This window comes from Mesorhizobium sp. M2A.F.Ca.ET.039.01.1.1 (assembly GCF_003998035.1).
GTDB lineage: Bacteria > Pseudomonadota > Alphaproteobacteria > Rhizobiales > Rhizobiaceae > Mesorhizobium.
The window spans coordinates 1-446 of record NZ_RZRY01001532.1 but is presented as its reverse complement, the minus strand read 5'-3'; the positions used below and the strand labels follow the sequence as shown (position 1 = coordinate 446).

Below are 446 nucleotides of genomic sequence, written 5' to 3'. Positions count from 1 at the left end.
ACGTCAGGCTAGGCCGCGACGTCGCGTGAGTGGCGGAAGCGCGACGGATCGTCGATCGCCGTCATGAACGAAAGTGCTGTGACGGGGGCCGACGCCGGGGATCGCCATGAAGCGTCGGCACAGTTCGCTGTGGGCCACCATTTTGACGACGAGATCGTGCAGCCGGCAATACTGCCTGCTGCGCGTGCCGACAGCAGCATGGCGTCCATCAGCTCGGACGACAGCGGATCTCCGCCACCGCGGCGCTCACCGCCTGCTCGAAAGCCCCTCGCCCGACCTTGCTCAGGCGGATGCCGAATGCCTTCAGCGAATGGCGGATGGCGTTCTCCAGGTCGAGGAACTTGGCCCTTCAGATTGCGGCGGTGTGTCAGCAGAAGCTCGGTTCGGTAGCAGCTTTCAGACTTGTTATGAGCCTGTCGGAACCACCCGGTGCGCATGATGTGGGC

1 pseudogene is annotated in these 446 nt (G+C 64.1%); it reads right to left on the bottom strand.

Annotated elements, in window-relative coordinates:
* Positions 1 to 11: 11 nt before the first annotated feature.
* A pseudogene (locus tag EOA24_RS40805) lies at positions 12 to 446 on the bottom strand (transposase); the annotation flags it as partial.